Below are 17,105 nucleotides of genomic sequence, written 5' to 3'. Positions count from 1 at the left end.
CCTCTATGGTAGCCTGAGGATTGTTGCTATTGAGTCATTTATATAAGACACACCCTTGACTTCTTTGACAAATTCCAGCCTGTGAGGAAGCGTTTGAAAAGTGTTAAGTGTTTGCATATATGCCTCATCACCGAGTGCCAAAATTTCTTTGAGTTTTTCAAGTATCTGCAAAGTAGATTGATGAATAAACCCGTTTTGCAGACTGAAATCCACACTGTATTTGAGTTCATTTTCATATACATTATATCCGCAGTCCAATTTTTGCGCCAGATTATATATAAAAACATCCTTTTTGCTCTGATACCTGTATATATTGAACTTGGCTGCATAGTATTCCTGTACATCTTTGTAATAATCCAAATGTTCTTCAAACAGATTGGTCAAAATCGCAATATGAGGGGAGTGCGTTACATGTAAGAGCTGATGAGAGGAGAGTTCCATCACTATTTTTGTCTCAGCACTGATCTCTTCGAGCATATCAAAAGCGGGTATACCGATATTGCCGCATAAAATACTCTTTTTTTCTGCATTTTTCAACAAACTGTCTATAAGTGTTACAAGGGTACTTTTGCCTTTTGTTCCCGTTACTCCGATAATCTGATGCTTAAAATGCTTGAGTAACAGTGCTGTTGTAGAAGAAAAATGAAAAGAGTGATAATCAATGTCCAAATTATACAAAGAGATGCCGGGTGATTTGATAATCAGTTCTGCTTCATGGAGCTTGTCCAAATAATTGTCATCACAAGAAGGATGATTTTTATCTATGATAACAAGCTCAGTACCCGGTAAATATTTTTGTGCAAAATTATAAAAAGATTTCCCTTCTACACCAAAACCGAAAATCCCGATGCTTTTATACTGTTTTAAATCAGAAACTAAGTTTTTCAACATGGCTTTTGAGGTTCTTTTTGAATTTTTGCGGCAGATTGTTTTGCCCGTCATAGTTTACATGTAAAGGATATTCCATATTTTTTGGTTTGTAGGTTTTCAACAGGGACGGCAATTCTTGTTGAGAATACGAATAATATTTTTTGCTTAATGCGTAATTGACCTCATCATAGGTCCCCACACACTCAAAAGGTTTGACGGCATCACTTTGGGAAAGTCCGTCAAAAAGTTCTTGCAGTGCCAAATCGTCAAGCATATCTTTGCCAAATATTTTTTGCAGTGCAGCGTCCTCTATATAATTGCACAGCATGATATAGGTAAATAGGCATTTTGGGCATTTGCCACACCATTCATTGCGCTTGCTGCCAACATTACAGCTGCGAAACGTAAAAAAGTGTTCTTTTGCAAAGCTGGCAAAAAGCTTGGCAATGTGTATCTCGTCCAAAGGACGCAAAAAACTGAAATACTCTACATCCTCCGTTATAAAACTAAAAACATACTCCCGAAAATCATTTTCAAACTCTATAGATTTTGAGTACTGATGGTTGATTTTCTGTCCGTTGTAGATGATGTTTTCTTCATTGGCACTTGATTCGTTTGAAAGGACGATGTACTTCGTTTTATACAGCAGACCAAGCCAATGGAGATAAAGCCGACAATGGAGGAAAAAGGGATATGTCCGTTTAAGTAGCCACGCGCATTAAAATCCAGAATTTTCTCCAGGTCAAGCTCTCTTTTTAGTTCTATCGCATGTTTTGGATGCTGCTTCAGTATCTCTTGTGAAGCAACAATAGGGTTCATAGAAAACATCAATGCATCAGGAAACTCCTTTTTTAAAAGCTCATAACTTACAAGAGAGTCTTTTCCTCCGCCAATCGGTATGATGATGTTTTGCTGTGTGCATAAAGCTGTTTTGTCAAATGTCCTGCCTTTACATGTAAAGCGAACAAGATCTTCTTGCTTTACCTCGATGCCATTGAGATAAATATACTCCCCCAGCCCATTAAAATAAAGCTTTTCAAACCATTTTTTCTGCATTTCGTTTATTGTTCCGCATTCTATGACAAACTCTTGCGGCAGAGCGATTTTGTAGTAACTGATGGCTTCTGCAAGGCCGATATGAAAAACAATATTGTGCATAGAAAAATCTGTAGATATTTTTTCATTTTTTGTAATGCTGAGACGATGAAGAAAGTCAGTAGTTTTTCCTTCTTCATCAAGTTGATAGTGAAAGTGCAGAGCTATTTTATCTTCATCTTCTTGAATTTCATAGCTTTTGTATATAAATTTATTTGCTTTTTTACGCAACTCTTTAAATTTTTTCATGAGAACCATTTGATATTTTTAAAAGATTATATAATCTTTTAACTCTATATCAACTAAAAGTTCCCATTAGTTAAAATACTCAAACAGTTTGTTTTTATCGATTTTCACCAAATCAAGCGCCACATTCTTTTTCAAAACAGCCTTTGTTTCCTGGCTGAGTTTATCAAGCAGTTCGGCATTGTTCTCCTGTGGAAACGCTAAAAACAGAGATTTTGGCTGTATCTGCTGCACAATCATATCTATATCTTCTGCCACCTCAGTAAGTGTTCTTTTTGCAATCGTCTCTTCAACACTGTGTTCTTCAATTGTTGCGTGTCCTTTTCTGCCATTGGCATCACTTTTGAGTTCATGGAGTTTTTTTCTGCCCTCAATAAAATCTTCAGCATTCACCAATTCCAAAGAGTAGTTAATTTTCAATTCATTGTTATAAATATCTTCATGTTTTACTGTTTTATATGCTTTTAATTCCCCTAAGTCTGCCACGATTATAACTGTATTGTCTAATTTCATAATTCATCCTTGTAAAAAAATTTAAAAACATCATCAAAACAAAAGATGCTTTACATTATGATATGGAAAGAATACTTTATTGCAGATAAATTTCAGACAAAAGGAGCAAATATGCGTACAAACCGTGAACTCATTCAAAGCATGCAAAATTCTGGCGTTTTAAAAACACCACAAATCATAGAAGCTTTTGAAAAGATTGACAGAAAATATTTTGTGCCCGAAGGTTTTGAAGAAGCAATTTACAGAGATGCTCCCCTGCCCATCGGCGAAGGACAGACAATCTCTCAGCCTTCAACAGTTGCTTTTATGCTTGAACTGCTTCAACCGCGCCAAGGAGACTCTGTTTTGGATATAGGGTCAGGTTCCGCCTGGACTACATCACTCCTGTGCGCCATTGTAGGTGAAAGCGGTCATGTTACGGGCATGGAACGTGTTGAGAGGCTTGTCAGTATTGGACAAAAAAACCTTTCGCAGTTTGGTTTTGGGCAGTGTCATATCGAAAAAGCAGGCAAAGAGTTAGGAAAACCGGGAGAACAGTTTGACAAGATACTGGTCTCTGCCAGTGCACCGGAAATTCCTTTTTCACTTTTTGAACAACTCAAACCCAACGGTGTACTTGTCATACCGGTAGGCAATTCCATCTTTAAGTTTAAAAAACTTCAAGATGGCAGAATACAGCAAGAGGAATATGCAGGTTTTGTATTTGTACCTTTGATTTATCAGGAAAAACAGTTTCATTAAATCATCTTTTAATCCACTCTCTGCTAAAATCTATTTACCTGAATTTGGAGTATGAATTTGAAAGAAGCGCATGAAGTTTTAGCCAGAAAATATCGTCCGTCAAACTTTGATGAACTTATCGGTCAAGAGACGATAGCACAGACTCTCTCACTTGCACTTGATTCAAACAGACTCTCTCATGCCTATCTGTTTTCAGGGCTGCGCGGGAGCGGAAAAACTTCAACTGCCCGTATCTTTGCCAAAGCACTCATTTGCGAAGAAGGAATGAGCCATAAACCTTGTGACAAATGTTCCAACTGTGTGATGGCAAAAGAGAATCGTCATATGGACATCATAGAGATGGACGGGGCAAGCAGCCGTAAAATCGACGATATTCGTGACCTTATAGAACAGACAAAATACAAACCGGCCGTTGCCAGATATAAAATCTTCATTATTGATGAAGTACATATGCTCACAAAAGAGGCTTTTAATGCCCTGCTTAAAACACTTGAAGAACCGCCCCAATATGTCAAGTTCGTCCTTGCAACCACTGACCCGCTCAAACTTCCTGCAACAATTTTAAGCAGAACACAGCATTTTCGATTTAAAAGTATTGCCACAAACAAGGTCGTTGATCATCTTGCCCATATTTTGCAACTTGAGGGGATAGAGTATGAAACAGAGGCGCTTGAAATTCTCGCAAGAAGCGGGAGCGGAAGTCTTCGTGATACGCTGACATTGCTTGATCAGGCAATAATCTACTCAAAAAACCATGTTGATGTTCGTACCGTTACAGATATGCTCGGACTGGTTGACCCAAAATTTATCAGTAAACTTTTCGATACTGTTTTTGCAAAAGACTATGCACGGCTGGTAGAGTATACAAAAGAACTGGAAGATTACGAAAGTGAAATGGTTGTAGACGAACTCATCGCTTATCTCAAAGATAAAATGTATAATCAGGATGCTCTTTTTTCTACACTGGTACTTGACAGGTTTTTTAGAATACTGAGTGAATCAAAATATCTTTTCAGCATTAATGCCGATGGTTCCTTTGTGCTTTCGATGATATTTTTCAAGATGACAGAAGCGCTTAAAATACGGGAAATTGATCAGATGATAGAATCTTTTGAAAAAGATGTGAAACGTCCTGAAATTATTGTATCACATGAAGAGAAAAAGAGGTGCAAAGCTCCTCTCCTGTAAAAATAAAAATGCAGGAAACTACCCCTGAGATGAACGGCAAAGTCGCAAAAGAAACCTCTGCAGAAAATACGCAGGAAATACCGCCCAATGAGCATCTTCTCACTTTTCAAACGCTCATAGAAAGAATCACAGACAGAAACTATGCACTTGGTGAGTGTTTTACAAAAAATATTCGCTTTGTTTCCTATGAAAAAAACATACTTACTTGGGAGAGTTGTGCGGACGAAGAGTGTAAAAAAGTGCTCAAACACGGATATGCGGTCATTAAACAGCTTGTTCGTGAAACCTTTAGTTTTGAGACAAAAATAAAAGGAGTTGCCTGCACGAAGATAGAAACAGAAGAGGAACCACAGACACAGGCATCACAACCCGTCGAACAACAGCCCGAAATGCAAAGCGGCTCTACCGTCGAGGACATTGAAGCAGGCGGTGCTGCAAGCTGTGTGACAAACTGTGACGAGCCTTCTGTGCAAGATGAAACAAACGGCACAGACATCACAAAAGAGCCGATGATCCAAAAGGCGATAGAGATGTTTGAGGCAAAAAAGGTCACCGTGCAGTCAAAAATCTAGTCAAAAAAAATTTCACTGCAGCACAAATCTTTTTGATGGCAATACTCTAATATCTCAACAAAAGGGGTAGAGTTCCTTTTTTTGATTGTTGCAAATTTTGATTGGGAAATATTTAGTAAATTTGCCACATCCTTATCATATACTTTCGTATTTGATCCATTCGCAATATGCTCTTTGAAAACTTCTATAATCGTTCGAAAATCTCTCATTCTTACTCCTAAGAGCAACAATATAACCAAGAAAAATCAAGAAAGCTAAAAATATGTCAATTTGTTAACATATTTTATACCCTACTCCGCGAACTGTTTGTATATAGTCTTTTGACTTGTCCGGGTCTATCTTCTCTTTGAGCCTGTTGATGGCAACATTGACAGTCTTGTACTGGTGGTTTTCACTGTCACCCCAAACATTTTCAAGCAGATAATCCCTGTCAAGTACACTGTTTTTATTTAAGATAAATTCACTTAAAAGGTCAAATTCAAGCTTTGTCACATCAACAGGTTTTCCGTTTACATGTAATGTTCTGCTGCTTTTGTCAAGCAGTAAATCTCTAAAAAGCAATTTTGAATTATTGTATTTTTTTGAAGTTCTTTTTAACACAGATCGGATGCGAAGGACCAATTCTTTCATATTAAACGGTTTCGTGATGTAATCATCTCCGCCTCGCAAAAAGCCACTCTCAATATCTTCATCTCTGTCTTTTGCACTTAAAAATATAACGGGTATATCAAGCCCCTCATCACGTAGTTTTGCAACAAACTCACTTCCTTCAACACCGGGAAGGTTCCTGTCCATTATAAGTAAATCTATATCTTCTTCATCTAAAATCTGCACAACTGTTTTTGTATTTAAAAAGCCTATTGTTTCAAATCCCTCTTTTTCCAGGGTGTATTCCAACAGTTCGAGCAAATCTTCCTCATCCTCAACTATTACTATATTTGCACTCATAAATATGCCTTACTATTTTTTATAATTATATCAAAGATTCTATGGTATAATAGACCAATTGCGGAAATTTTGAAGAGGAAAAAAAGATGTTTGTTTCATCATACAATACATATATACCAAACAAGCACACATCAAAAATAGATAAAAATACGCAAAATGAAAGAGACAATTTCTCTCAAGAGCAAGAAAAAGTATTCTCAAAAAGCCTTGAAAAAGTTGTTGCTTCTTCTGTAAAAATACCACTCAATTATATTTCAAACTATAAGTCATTACACAACCAGCAGTTACTGCAACAGCAAAATACACCCAAAAAAGAGTATGCCAAAACAAAATTTGAAAAAATAAAAAAAATCAGCAGTGCCCAGAATGCCTACAGTGAAAATTCTCACTATTTTTCTCTTGCGCAAAAACCCAAAACAGCGTTAACACAAGAGGTCAAACAGCCTGAAAACATACAACGCAACACTCTTTTAAAACAGAAATTTATCAATACCTATATTGCAAATGACAACTACTACAGAGTAACTGCCGCCTAATCCAGCCATGCCTCGGTTTTAATCACTCTGCTGTCATCAAAAATTTTCAGTTTATATGCTTCACTGCATTTGCCGTCATTGATTTGCATGACAGCCATCTGCAGAATTTTTTTACACTTTTTTGGAATATCAAAATGCCCTTTTAGACCTGTCAAAAACTGTTTTACAGGAACATCCTTGTCCATGCCTATAATATTGTCACGGCACCCTGTAAGCCCTATATCACTCATATATGCCGTACCGTTTACAATTTGAAAATCATCAGTGCCTACATGAGTATGTGTCCCGATAATTCCGCTTACTTTTCCCTGAAGCATCATCATCAGTGCACGTTTTTCACTTGTAGCCTCAGCATGAAAATCAACAAAAATATTTTTTATCTCCTGCGTGTGCAGCTCCTCAACCGTATTTTTTGCACAGCGAAAGGCATTGTCGGTATAGGGCATTGCATAGTGCCCCATTATATTAAGGACAGCAAGTTTTTCACCCTTTATATCATAAATACGCAACCGGTTCCCGGTACTTCCTCAGGATAATTATGGGGCCGCAGCAGTTCATGCGTATCTAAAAGAGGAATAATCTCTTTTTTATCCCAGGTATGATTGCCTCCGCTCATAACATCGATGCCGTAGGAGAAGAGTTCATTTGCATTTTTGAGTGTCAACCCAAAACCGTGAGAAGCATTTTCATAATTTGCAATGACAAAATCTATTTTGTGTTCTTCTTTTATTTTCTTCAGATAATCCCGCAACATAATACGTCCGGGCTGACCTAGTATATCGCCTATAAATGCTATTTTCAATGTATAATTCTTTTCGTTTGTTTTTTAGAATTATAGCCAAATCTTTTCCCTGTTTTTCTTTAAAAACAGTATAATTGCAGTATGAATCATTTTATGCAACCACCTGTACGTATCAACGCTTCAAATGAGCTTCGAAAAGTCGGCTTTGAACTTGAATACAGTGCCATAGAGTTACAAAAAAGTGCAGAATTACTTATTGAAACTTTAGAATCCGGCAGTATGGAAAAAATAAATCCTTATCATTACAAAATCAGAGATACCTGCTGTGGCGACTTTAATCTTATCCTTGATTTTCAGTTTCTTATTTCACAGGGTCTGCAAAAATGGCTGCAGAATATAGGGCTTGACCAGTTTATCGAAACAGAAATTGCACTGGCTTTGGAAGAGTTCATAGCCACCCTTTCTCAAACTATCGTGCCTTATGAAATCACAACACCGCCGCTTCCTTTGGATAAAATTGCAATTATAGAGAAGATAAAAGAGACGTTTCGAATAAATGGAGCACTTGGAACTGATGCCAATCCTCTCTATGCCTTTGGCTTTCATATCAATCCGCAGGCCTTCTCTTTTGAAGTAACAGAAATTATTGATACACTCAGGGCCTTTTTCATTCTTTATGAGACGCTTGTGCTATGGCTGCAACCTGATATTGTACGCAGAATCAGCCCCTATATCAAACCTTTTGAAGAGGAGTATATACAAAAAGTACTCAAAGCCTCTTACAAACCGGATATGAACCGGTTTATCTGTGACTACCTGCAATATAACCCTACCCGTAATCGCGCACTGGACCTCTTGCCTCTGCTTGCCTGGATAGATTCCAATCAGGTTTTCAAGACACTTCCCGAAGAAAAAATTTCACCACGTCCTGCCTATCATTATCGCCTTCCAAACTCCAAGGTTGACAAAAAAGAGTGGCACACCTACGATGCCTGGAACAGCTGGGTCATCATTGAAAAACTCGCTCAAGACAAAGAGATGCTTGCACAACTTGCCGGCGAATACAGCAAATACCTCACTGACCCTTTTTCGTTTTTGAAAAAAGAGAAGTGGTTGCAGCAGGTAAATGTATGGCTGAAAAAACAAACTATAATCATAACAGGCTCAAGCAAAGGAAGTCGCAGTGCCTGGGTGACAAGTCGTGCTTTGCTCACGCTTTTTGGTGTGAATGCAAGGTTTTTGCATCCTGATAATTGGGACAAGAACACCCAAATGGATGGGCTTGTGCTTACAGGAGGTGTGGATATTGATCCGCATACTTTTCATACATCCAGGCACCCCAGTGTAAAAAAAACCGAACCACTGCGTGATGCAATGGAACTCTTTTTACTTGAGCGCGCACTCACACAAAACATTCCCGTTATGGGAATATGCAGAGGCATGCAGCTTATCAATCTCTTTATGGGCGGATCACTTCACCCGCATATACCGGAAATGGATTTGGATTTTAGACATCCGCATTCTCTGCTGCCTCAAAACACCATCAAAATAGAATCAAAAAGCCATCTGCATAAAATTCTCAAAGCCGAAAAATTAAAAGTCAATGCCCTGCATCATCAAACAGTGAGAACACTTGGAAAAGGGCTGAAAGTTGCAGCAAAAGATACAAACGGCCTCATACAGGCCATTGAAACAGACAATGAAGACTTCATTCTGGGTCTGCAGTGGCACCCGGAGTTTATGCCCTATCACTGGAGTACCTACCGAATTTTTGAAGCTTTTTCCAAAGAGATAAAAATCAGATAAAAAAAAGTGCCAACAGAATATAACGAATACCTTTTGCAAACAGAACAAGCAAAAAAAATCTTTTAAAGTTATAATGCAGAGCACCGGCTACAAAAGTAATAGGATCGCCGATTATCGGAGCCCAGGAGAGCAGCAGCACGATGGCACCGTAACGATCAAACATTGATTCGGCTTTTTTATACGCTCTCATTTTTACATATTTTTTCTGTGCCAGATAATCAATCCCTTTTTTGCCCAAAAAGTAGTTCAAACAGGAACCAAGGGTATTGCCGAGTGTAGCAACACCCAGCAGAGCATAAATATTGTAACCGGCTGTAATATCATAAACCAATACAGCTTCACTCACTACCGGCAATAAAGTCGCAGCACCGAAAGCGCTTAAAAAAAGAGTAATATAGACCAACTAGAGCACTTTTGGTTTGCTGTTTCTTAAATAGTACAGTGTTGCTTTAATAATGTCATCATCATCTTTCGAATCTGATTTTATTGTCTCCTTGGACTCATTTAAATAGGTAAATGTGATATTTTGTCCATAGTTTGAAATCGTTTTGATTTTTTTCTCCAGGGACAAAAGTTTAATAACCATCAATTCAAAAAACTGTTTGGTAGGAATGTCCAATTCGCCAAAACGGTCAATTACCTCTTCTTCTATTTCATAGATCTCCACAGCACTTTCACACTGGGCAAGTCTTCTGTAGATATCTAAACGCAACCTGTCTTCTTGTACAATTTCATCACTGATAAAAGCGGATATGCTCAGTTTTACATCTACCTTTGCCCGCTCTCCCTCGGCTGTATTGCTCAACTCTTTTATAGCATCTTCAAGCATTCGAAGATACAGAGAGTAGCCGATATTTTTAATATGTCCGCTTTGTGCATCTCCTACAAGATTCCCGCCGCCGCGAATTTCCAAATCATGATGTGCCAGCACAGAACCCGAACCTAAAAAGGAGTTCGATTCTAATGCCAAAAGGCGTTTTTTGGCTTCATCTGTCAAATTTTCTTTGTTTTGTACAATAAAATAGGCAAAACCCTCATTGTGTCCACGACCTACACGCCCGCGAAGCTGATGCAAATCTGCTATACCAAATCTGTCTGCACCGTCTACAATGATGGTATTGACACGGGGCATATGAATACCGCTCTCAATAATGGAGGTGGCTATCATGACATCATATTCGCCTGCTTCAAATTTCAGCAGCTCTTTTTCTGTTTCCACTGCCGATATTTTAGAATGCAGCATCAGCATTCTCAAGTCAGGTAACAGGGCCTGCAGTTCTCCCAGTTTTATAGGCATATGGTCAATTGAATTGTGCACATAAAAAACCTGACCGCCACGACGAAGTTCTCTCAAAATAACCTCTTTTATCAGCTTTTCATCATACTCTTTTACAAAAGTCCTTACACCCTGGCGCTCACTCGGCGCTGTCAATAGCTGACTCATTGTTTTTATGGAACTGAGTGCCTGATTGAGTGATCGCGGAATCGGTGTTGCACTCATAGAGAGCAGATGCACATTATGGTAGAGCTCTTTGATTTTCTCTTTTTGCTTCACGCCAAACTTGTGTTCTTCATCTATAATAACGACGCCAAGTTTCTTAAATTCCAGTCCAAAAAGCGTATGCGTCCCGACAACACAATCTATTTCACCGCTTGCCAGCCCTTTAATAACTGCATTTTTCTCTTTTGTGGTGACAAATCTGTCAAGTTTTGCATAACGGATACCCAAATCTTTAAACCGCTCATCCAAAGAACGCCAGTGCTGTGCTGAAAGCAGTGTAGTTGGTACAATAAATGCCGACTGATAGCCTGACTTGTAGGCTGCATAAATAGTGTTGAGTGCGATTTCTGTTTTACCAAAACCGACATCTCCGCTTAAAAGTCGGTCCATTATATGCCCTGAACTCATTTGTGAGAGTATCTCCTCAACAGCCTGAGTCTGGTCATCTGTATATTCAAAGCCTGAAAGTGCCTGAAACTGCTCCAGCTCTTTTTTATCCAAAGAAATCTTTGGTGCTTTTATAAGCGCTCTTGCTGCTGCCGTGTTAACAATCTGTCCTGCAATTTCAAGCAGTCTTTTTTTTACCTTTGCCTTGAGTTTGCCAAAGCTTCCTTTTCCCAGCCTGTCCAGTACAGGTGTCGCACCGCCTCCTGCGATGTAACGGTCAATATAGTCGAGGTTTTCTACAGGCAGCAGTATTTTATCATCACCGACATATTTAATGACGATAAAGTCTTTGACTCCGCCGAGTATTTCGGTTTTTTCAATTTTTTCAAAGATACCGACACCATAATCTTCATGAACCACATAATCACCTGCTTTTAAATCATCCAAAAGAATAGAGGTTTTTCTTCTGCGGCGTTTTTTATCGGCTTTGTTCAGTGATATAACCAGCTCATCAGGTGTAATAATATTTAATATATAAGGAGCCTCTACAATGCTTAAACCTGTTGTATCATAAATACCGGCCTGTTTTATTGTCGCATTATTTGCAGCAATGAGCGTTACTTTTTTGTTTTTGTGAACACTTAAAAGCTGTGCAGGATTTACAACAACCAACTCTTTGACGGCATCGTTTTCTTCTAACACTTCAAGATCAAAAGCATCTCTTGGAAGTTGCGGATTGTTTATACCGTAGGCATCTTTGAGTATATTGTCTAAATTTCTGACAAGCTTGACATTTTTGCCTGCTAAAAAATTCTCTGCTAATTCATCAAGATGCCAAAATCCCAAAGAGGCTACATCTTTGTTGAGTGCATCAAATTCACTCTTTTGTATTTTTTGATGCAAGGCATTATAGGATGCTTCATCCAGAGCATAAAAAGCACTTCGTATTTCTACACTTTCCAAATCATCGCCGAGGGTTCTTTGTGTTTCAAGGGCAAAGGATTTTATTTGTTCTATTTCATTGTCAAAGAGGGAAATTCTTATCGGATTTTCGCAAGAAGGTACAAAAATATCTATAATATCCCCACGATGAGAAATTTCACCTGCAACCTGTACCATATCAACAAAAGTGTATCCCCAGTAAAGCATCTGCTCTTTAAACTCTTTGAGATTAATCTCTGAGCCAAATTCAAGCCTCATCTCACCGAGCAGCTCTTTTTTTGGCAAATGAAAGAGAAGTGTTTTTAAAGGAGATATTACAAGCGGTTTTTTCGCGCAAAAATGGTATGTTCTTAAAGCAAAACAGAGTTCGTGCAACTCTTCTTTGTAAGAACGCAAATCATCACCGTAACCTGGTCTGAAATCGGGAAAAACAACAACATCCCGTCCAAAAAACTTTGCTACATTTTCAAGTTCATATGCTTCTTTTGCATCTTCACATACCAAAATTTCAAGGGCATCTTTTTGTGCATTGTTTTTAAAATGATTAAATAAAATTGCCTGTGACATTACTTTCCTGTTTCTTTTACTATTGAGTTTCCCTGAAAAATACCTTTGGCCTCTATGACAAGTTCAAGCGAGGTAATTTCGCCATTTACATGTCCTGCCGCTTTTATCTCGACACGGTCTGCATGTATACTCCCCTCGACCAGGCCTTGAACCACGAGACGCTTTGTTGTAATATCGCCTTTTACATGTCCGTTTTTACCCACATTCACCTCTTTGGACGACTTTATAAACCCCTCTAACTCTCCGTCTATATAAAGATTGCATGTAAGTTCTATTTCGCCTTTGATTTTTGCTCCGGCTGTGACAATTGCTGTGTTTGCATCTGTTTTATCACTTTTATCCGTGATGTTGCCATTATTAAAGATTGCCATGGTATCTTTTTCTCCTTTTTAAAAATTTCATCATAATTTTGCTGTGTCCATTTTATAAAATAATACGGATTTAATGCACGGTGAATAAAGCGTATTTCATAATGCAAATGCGGTCCGTTACTGAGCCCGGAATTGCCTGTATAGGCAATTAAATCACCTTTTTTTACAAATTGTCCTGACTTTACCACAATTTTGTTTAAATGTCCAAAGTACGATTTAAAACCATACACATGTTCGAGTATGACAAGTTTTCCAAAACCGCTGCGCCTGTGCAGCCCTGCCCATTCAACAATACCGTCAGCCGTTGCATACACAGGAGTATTGAATTTCGCTTTCATGTCAGAACCACGATGAAACTCTTTTTTATGCAGTGTCGGGTGTATTCTGTAGCCGAATTTGCTTGTAATTCCATGGTATTTTACAGGGATCCGCTTGGTATAAGTTCCAGCAGTGTTGCTCTGTGCGATGAACTGAGCATTGTCATATTTACTCTTTCGGCCAAAGATTCAGTCGCAAGAGGTTTGAGCCCTATGAGCGTTTCAATCTGAGACAAAGAATCTGAAAGTTCATCAAGCTCTTTTTCTTTTGCCAAAAGGGAATGTGTTGTACTCTTCATCTCTTTTTGCAAGGCTTGATTTTGACGCAGCATCTCTTTATATGCCTGTGCCACTTCATTTTTTTTACTCTGCAGTTTATCTACACTGGCATTTAAATACAAAATAGTTCCTGCGGCAATCAGTACAATACTCAGTAAAAAAAGTCCGGTATACAAAAAAGCTTTTTTTATAAACTTGTGAACATTAAACTGCTTGACACCGTTGTCATCATGAATAGTAACCGTAAAATGATTATCCACCATGCACCTTCAAAAATGTTTCCACAACACTGAAGGAGCCAAAAACAAGATAATTTTTATTTGCATCTATTCCTTGAAAGCTTGTGTGTTTCATCTGCAAATCCTCTATTGCCTTTTTGAGTTTGCTCAATTCTTCTATTCTTTTATCTTCTACCGCTATAATTTCCACATGTTCAATTATCGGCTGTAAAACAGTAAGTATTTCACTGTAATTTTTATCTTTAAAACTATTATAAACCAATATATATTTATTCTCTTTTAAACTTTCATAAATTGAACGTGCTGCAAGCGTGTTGTGTCCCACATCTATCAGTATGTTTGTCTCTAATTGAGAAAGTCTGCCAAATAATTTTGCATGCTTAAAATCTTCTGCTTCGTACGAAATGCCCAGACTCTTTAATGCCGCGATACTTACCATTAAATTTTCTTTTAAATAGCACGCCAACCTGTGATACCTGGCAATTTTTTCAATCTTCGCTTTGTCTTGTGCATCTAAAAGTTCACTGTAATCTGCGACATGGATATTTTTTTCCTGTGCGATTTTTTTGGCAATCTGCATCACTTCTTTATGTGGCTGTTTGGACACAATTACTTTTTTTTGCATAGCATTGAGTTTTGTCGTGGCTATGGACAAAATATCCGAACCCAAAAAAGCTTCATGATCAAAACCAACCGGTGTCACAAGTGTTAAAATATTTTCAAATACCGCTGTTGCATCATGCTCTCCGCCAAGCCCTGCCTCAAGAACAATATAGTCACACTCCTGATACAAAAAAACTGCCAAAAGTGTTGTATATTCAAAGTAACTTAATGAATCTGCATCCTGGGGGTCCAACAGCGATAAAAGCTTTTGATGTGCTTCGTTTAAGAGTATATCACTGACATTTTCTCCGTTGAACCAAATGCGTTCATTGAAAGTCAGTATATGCGGAGAGGTATAATGCCCCGTAGTAAACCCCAAAGAGTACAAGGCTGACGCCAAAAAACGTCCTGTTGTCCCTTTTCCGTTTGTTCCCACAAGATGAATAATTTTTGGCAATTTTAATGAAGCTTTGATTTTTGCGTATACTCTGGGCATACGGGTGTAGTCTATGGTGTCATAATACAATGGTTTGCTGTTAAGAAATTCCTCTAACACGTTTATTTTTTATACTCCACTCTGTTTCTTCCCTCTTTTTTTGCTTTATACAGATACTCATCGGCAGAATTTATCGTCGCGTCAAGTGAAATATGATCACTTCGTTGCGCGACACCGGCACTCACAGTCACTTTAATACGCTTGCCTTTATATACAAAACGAGTCTTTTCGACATGCTTTCTCACCTTTTGGGCAAAAGTCACACCCCCTTCCAAATCCGTCTCACTTAAAAGTGCCAAAAATTCTTCGCCTCCAAAACGCCCGACTATATCTACTGTTCTACTCTCTTTTTTGAGTATTTTGGCAAATGCCGCCAAAACCGCATCCCCGGCTTCATGTCCATAGGTATCATTTACTTTTTTAAAAAAGTCTATATCAAACATAACAATGACAAAATTATGTCCATAGCGTTTGTATTCTGCCTCTTTCATCGTTAAAAACTCATCAAGCGCGCGCTTGTTATACAACTTCGTTAAAAAATCTTCTTTTGATTCCTGTTTTGCTTCTTCAAGCTCTTTTTCAAGTGTACGGACTTTTTTGCTCAAAGCTTTGACTTCCTCACTGTGTCCCTGCAAATCTTTACTTAAAAGATGTGTATTTTTCTCTAAGGCAACAGCAATTGTAAAAAGTTTTTTATGTGCAAGTGCAAAGTTTACAGTTGATTCTTCCGTATAAGATTCCAACTCAAGTTTTATTTTTTGTATTTCGGCATTTGAGTTGTCAGAACTCTCTATCATGTCTATAAGACGCAGTGAAAGTTTATCGAGAACTCCGTCAATAGACTCTACCATCTCTTTGACAGTTTTTTTGTCAAGTGCTATGCGCAAAGATATGGCTGACCTGATTTCATTTTCAACACTTTCATGTTCAAGCAGTTCAGGATTTTTCTGGATTTTTTCACTCAAAGCTGCAATCGTATCATTCACACTCGAAGCAATGGAGGGAACAAAAGAAGCTATCAAAAGTTTTGATATTTTCTGTAAATCCACACTTTGGTTTTCTTGTGCACCAACACATTCCAAATGTAAATTTTCAATAGTTTTTTGTAAATCCCGCGTATCTACATCACCGTACTCTTTCAATTTTTGCAAAAAAGCATCATCATAAGTAGTTAAAAAATTGACCCATCGTTGTCGAAACTGGTCCAACTGTTCAGGCTGGGCGCCATGCTCTATAAGTTCCAGAGTTTTTTGTGCAAGCTCACCCGCTTCTTTGTTGTGCAGTACAGTAATAACCTGCAGTACCCTTTTTGTCAGTAATGTTTGGGATTCAAGCAGGTTTGAACACTGCGTCGGGTTGGTTCTGTTGAGTTTTGAAATCAGCAAACGCACAAACTCATGCATCGTTTTTATATTGTATTTTTTGAGCTCTTTTTGTAAGTCTTTGTTGAGCATGGCATTGAACTTGTCAATATGTTGACAATCTTCAACCTGCATATTTGCTTTTTGCGCCTCTTTGCAAAATGCTTCTGCATAAAAGTCAGGAGTCAGTAATTTTCCTTCGAGTTTTAATCTTTTGACAGCTTTACTTATGATTGTTTGTATAGTCATGTAATCTTCTCCTGATTTATAGTTGTGATCCTTCTGCTGAGACCTGTGCAACAAAAGATGCTATAGCCTTGATGGCACTGAATTTTATCGCATCAAATCGTTCCTGATCTGTTATAACAGCATTTGGTACAACCGAAAAGTCATAGGTACCTCTTGCCGTATACGTTTTTTTAATATTTTTTGATTCTCTTGCAATCTTTAAAACAATTTTTGCCCGATATGCAATAATATACCCTTCTGCATTATACTGAATTGGCGAATAACTCGGTGGTGTCAGAGAAAAATTCAACGTTGTATCGGCATGGGATTTGTCTGTTAGAGAGGCATGAAAAATTTCCACAATGGCGCTGTCTACCGCATCTTTTATTAAAACAGTATTTTGGGGATCCAAAGCTGAAATGACAACATGTGTGTATATTTTTGAACCAATAACACTTCTGGCATACTTTGAACTTGGCTTATATCCGCATGCATTCATTGAAACAAGAAGAATCAAAAGAACAAATACCTTCAATGCATGTGAATATTTTCTCATT

18 protein-coding genes and 2 pseudogenes are annotated in these 17,105 nt (G+C 38.1%); 5 read left to right on the top strand and 15 right to left on the bottom strand.

All coding sequences use genetic code 11. The features are described from left to right. Positions 1-3: 3 nt before the first annotated feature. From MLC44_RS03575 to MLC44_RS03560, 4 genes are all read right to left on the bottom strand, one after another. Positions 4-891, bottom strand: a complete 888-nt coding sequence (locus tag MLC44_RS03575; RefSeq protein ID WP_434658519.1) for a Mur ligase family protein — start codon at positions 889-891, stop codon at positions 4-6. Further along, entirely contained in the window at positions 869-1,333 is a 465-nt protein-coding gene (locus tag MLC44_RS03570; RefSeq protein WP_434658518.1) for a hypothetical protein, read from the bottom strand. Before MLC44_RS03570 ends, MLC44_RS03575 begins: the two co-directional genes overlap by 23 nt. Before the next feature lie 77 nt (positions 1,334-1,410). Then, positions 1,411-2,214, bottom strand: a complete 804-nt coding sequence (locus MLC44_RS03565) for a hypothetical protein (RefSeq protein ID WP_434658517.1) — start codon at positions 2,212-2,214, stop codon at positions 1,411-1,413. Between the two features lie 66 nt (positions 2,215-2,280). Beyond that, positions 2,281-2,724: a host attachment protein gene (locus MLC44_RS03560; protein WP_151900887.1), complete on the bottom strand. Its 444-nt coding sequence runs from the start codon at positions 2,722-2,724 to the stop codon at positions 2,281-2,283. A gap of 111 nt (positions 2,725-2,835) precedes the next feature. On the opposite strand from MLC44_RS03560, the gene pcm reads away from it, so the two are divergent. The 3 genes and pseudogenes from pcm to MLC44_RS03545 all read left to right on the top strand — a co-directional run bounded on the left by pcm (position 2,836) and on the right by MLC44_RS03545 (position 5,225). Continuing rightward, positions 2,836-3,465 (top strand): protein-L-isoaspartate O-methyltransferase, encoded by a 630-nt coding sequence (gene pcm, locus MLC44_RS03555; RefSeq protein WP_434658516.1) that lies wholly within the window; start codon positions 2,836-2,838, stop codon positions 3,463-3,465. Positions 3,466-3,516: 51 nt separating this feature from the next. Next, positions 3,517-4,587 (top strand): annotated as a pseudogene (locus MLC44_RS03550) (DNA polymerase III subunit gamma/tau); the annotation flags it as partial. Positions 4,588-4,631: 44 nt separating this feature from the next. Next, a complete protein-coding gene (locus MLC44_RS03545; RefSeq protein WP_434658515.1) occupies positions 4,632-5,225 on the top strand; it encodes a hypothetical protein in 594 nt (197 codons plus the stop codon). Here the strand turns inward: MLC44_RS03545 and MLC44_RS03540 are convergent. Continuing rightward, positions 5,222-5,434, bottom strand: a complete 213-nt coding sequence (locus tag MLC44_RS03540; protein WP_418641097.1) for a hypothetical protein — start codon at positions 5,432-5,434, stop codon at positions 5,222-5,224. The two genes, MLC44_RS03545 and MLC44_RS03540, sit on opposite strands and share 4 nt — an antisense overlap. A 64-nt stretch (positions 5,435-5,498) precedes the next feature. Beyond that, a complete protein-coding gene (locus tag MLC44_RS03535; protein WP_346389449.1) occupies positions 5,499-6,173 on the bottom strand; it encodes a response regulator transcription factor in 675 nt (224 codons plus the stop codon). An 86-nt stretch (positions 6,174-6,259) separates the two neighbouring features. Here MLC44_RS03535 and MLC44_RS03530 point away from each other — a divergent pair, with 86 nt between their 5' ends. Then, entirely contained in the window at positions 6,260-6,709 is a 450-nt protein-coding gene (locus tag MLC44_RS03530) for a hypothetical protein (RefSeq protein WP_151900897.1), read from the top strand. Here MLC44_RS03530 and MLC44_RS03525 read toward each other — a convergent pair. After that, positions 6,706-7,511 (bottom strand): annotated as a pseudogene (locus MLC44_RS03525) (TIGR00282 family metallophosphoesterase). The gene MLC44_RS03530 and the pseudogene MLC44_RS03525 sit on opposite strands and share 4 nt — an antisense overlap. Before the next feature lie 93 nt (positions 7,512-7,604). Between MLC44_RS03525 and MLC44_RS03520 the strand changes: the two are divergent. Continuing rightward, a complete protein-coding gene (locus MLC44_RS03520; RefSeq protein ID WP_434658513.1) occupies positions 7,605-9,257 on the top strand; it encodes an amidoligase family protein in 1,653 nt (550 codons plus the stop codon). Here MLC44_RS03520 and MLC44_RS03515 read toward each other — a convergent pair. From MLC44_RS03515 to lptE, 8 genes are all read right to left on the bottom strand, one after another. Beyond that, positions 9,250-9,660 carry a YqaA family protein gene (locus MLC44_RS03515; protein WP_434658512.1) on the bottom strand — a complete coding sequence of 137 codons (411 nt, stop codon included), beginning with the start codon at positions 9,658-9,660 and terminating at the stop codon, positions 9,250-9,252. The two genes, MLC44_RS03520 and MLC44_RS03515, sit on opposite strands and share 8 nt — an antisense overlap. After that, on the bottom strand, positions 9,661-12,654 hold the full coding sequence (locus MLC44_RS03510; RefSeq protein WP_434658510.1) for a DEAD/DEAH box helicase: 2,994 nt from the start codon (positions 12,652-12,654) through the stop codon (positions 9,661-9,663). It lies immediately after the preceding gene. Next, positions 12,654-13,025: a bactofilin family protein gene (locus MLC44_RS03505; protein WP_151900903.1), complete on the bottom strand. Its 372-nt coding sequence runs from the start codon at positions 13,023-13,025 to the stop codon at positions 12,654-12,656. Before MLC44_RS03505 ends, MLC44_RS03510 begins: the two co-directional genes overlap by 1 nt. After that, positions 12,926-13,363 carry a M23 family metallopeptidase gene (locus MLC44_RS03500; RefSeq protein WP_434658509.1) on the bottom strand — a complete coding sequence of 146 codons (438 nt, stop codon included), beginning with the start codon at positions 13,361-13,363 and terminating at the stop codon, positions 12,926-12,928. Before MLC44_RS03500 ends, MLC44_RS03505 begins: the two co-directional genes overlap by 100 nt. Before the next feature lie 80 nt (positions 13,364-13,443). After that, the gene (locus tag MLC44_RS03495; protein WP_434658507.1) at positions 13,444-13,881 is read right to left on the bottom strand and encodes a hypothetical protein; all 438 of its coding nucleotides are present in this window, start codon (positions 13,879-13,881) and stop codon (positions 13,444-13,446) included. Further along, on the bottom strand, positions 13,874-15,019 hold the full coding sequence (locus MLC44_RS03490) for a bifunctional folylpolyglutamate synthase/dihydrofolate synthase (protein ID WP_434658506.1): 1,146 nt from the start codon (positions 15,017-15,019) through the stop codon (positions 13,874-13,876). The genes MLC44_RS03495 and MLC44_RS03490 overlap by 8 nt, the downstream gene beginning before the upstream one ends. 2 nt (positions 15,020-15,021) lie before the next feature. Continuing rightward, a complete protein-coding gene (locus MLC44_RS03485; protein WP_434658505.1) occupies positions 15,022-16,569 on the bottom strand; it encodes a GGDEF domain-containing protein in 1,548 nt (515 codons plus the stop codon). A 16-nt stretch (positions 16,570-16,585) separates the two neighbouring features. Continuing rightward, on the bottom strand, positions 16,586-17,104 hold the full coding sequence (gene lptE, locus MLC44_RS03480) for an LPS assembly lipoprotein LptE (RefSeq protein ID WP_188109978.1): 519 nt from the start codon (positions 17,102-17,104) through the stop codon (positions 16,586-16,588). Position 17,105 lies beyond the last annotated feature (1 nt).

This window comes from Sulfurimonas sp. NW9, assembly GCF_051132275.1.
In the GTDB taxonomy this organism is placed as follows: Bacteria; Campylobacterota; Campylobacteria; order Campylobacterales; family Sulfurimonadaceae; genus Sulfurimonas; species Sulfurimonas hydrogeniphila.
The sequence above is the reverse complement of the archived record's forward strand: the minus strand, read 5'-3'. Positions and strand labels throughout refer to the sequence as shown.